The sequence below is a fragment of the Pontibacterium sp. genome (genome assembly GCF_041587635.1).
Lineage (GTDB): Bacteria > Pseudomonadota > Gammaproteobacteria > Pseudomonadales > Balneatricaceae > Pontibacterium.
Genome location: NZ_JBFGYC010000739.1, coordinates 1 through 1,315 on the forward strand (window position 1 = coordinate 1; position 1,315 = coordinate 1,315).

Annotated in this window: 1 protein-coding gene; it reads left to right on the plus strand. The window is 49.7% G+C overall.

Going from position 1 to position 1,315, the window contains the following annotated elements; translation table 11 throughout:
- Window positions 1–385 precede the first annotated feature (385 nt).
- Window positions 386–1,237, plus strand: a complete 852-nt coding sequence (locus tag ABYW01_RS21315; protein ID WP_372836615.1) for an SDR family oxidoreductase — start codon at window positions 386–388, stop codon at window positions 1,235–1,237.
- The last annotated feature ends 78 nt before the right edge of the window (window positions 1,238–1,315 follow it).

Genomic DNA, 1,315 nt, shown 5'->3' on the forward strand with positions numbered 1-1,315 from the left:
CGAGCCTGATCAGCAGTGATGCCATTGGCGTATCATCACCACTGGATTCTCGCATCTGCATCACGCGGGACAGATCGGTATCGGATAAACGTCCGGCTGCGACAAGTGCTTCACCAAACGTATGTGTATCAACTACCGGTGAGGTCCCTTCAGATGAATCACTCATCCAGATATCCTCCGGTGTCAGGAGCTTTGAAATACAGGCAACAAACAACATACCGTCTTATAGCACTTACACCTGTATATAATTTGATCGACCTAACACCAATAATAGACCCAATTCTTCAGCTGCCTCCCTCAGCCAGCAAAAATGTTTTCGGAAATATTTAAAGCCCCCCGAATCTGATAGCATGCTGCGACCATTTCTCATCGCGAATTACAGGTTATGAACAAGGACATTCTTATCACGGGTTGCTCAACCGGTATCGGCTACGAAACCGCCCATCTGCTGCGCCTGGGTGGTTACCGCGTTTTCGCTACAGCACGCAAACCTGATGACGTTGAGCGCTTGAAAAAGGAAGGTTTTGAAGCACATATACTGGACTTGGACAGGACTGACTCAATCACACAGGCGCTCGATTGGGTATTGGAGCAAACCAACGGCAAGCTTTATGCTTTGTTTAACAACGGAGCTTACGGTCAGCCAGGTGCGGTAGAAGATTTAACCCGTGATGTCCTGCGTCAGCAGTTAGAAACTAACCTGCTCGGTTGGCATGAACTCACCTGTAAGGTCCTGCCCATCATGCGTAAACAAGGTTACGGACGAATCATTCAGAACAGCTCGGTATTGGGGCTCATTACACTGAAATATCGTGGGGCGTATAACTGCTCTAAGTTTGCCTTAGAAGGTTTGACCGATACCCTGCGTCAGGAGCTGCACGGCAGCAATATCTTCGTCTCGCTCGTCGAGCCCGGCCCGATCACCAGCCAATTTCGCGTCAATGCTTACAACGCATTTAAAAAGAACATTGATACGGAAAATAGTGCCCACAAAGAGGTCTATGCAGCGGTGAATAAGCGCCTGTCTAAACAGGATGTCGAGCGCGGAAACGATCCATTTACGCTGGAACCGGAGGCCGTTGTAAAGCGGGTAATACATGCACTGGAAAGCAAGCGTCCGAAAGAGCGCTATTACGTCACCTTCCCTACGTACCTGTTTGCTTACCTGCGCCGCTTTCTGTCTGTCCGCTGGCTTGACCGCATTCTGCGCCGGATATCGGATGATGAGAATAAGTAGAGCGCGCTGAACCGTTGATTTTTTTGACTGTCGGGAGCCGCCGTACTCGGCAAAGCCTATCCGGTCTGAATAAGTCTC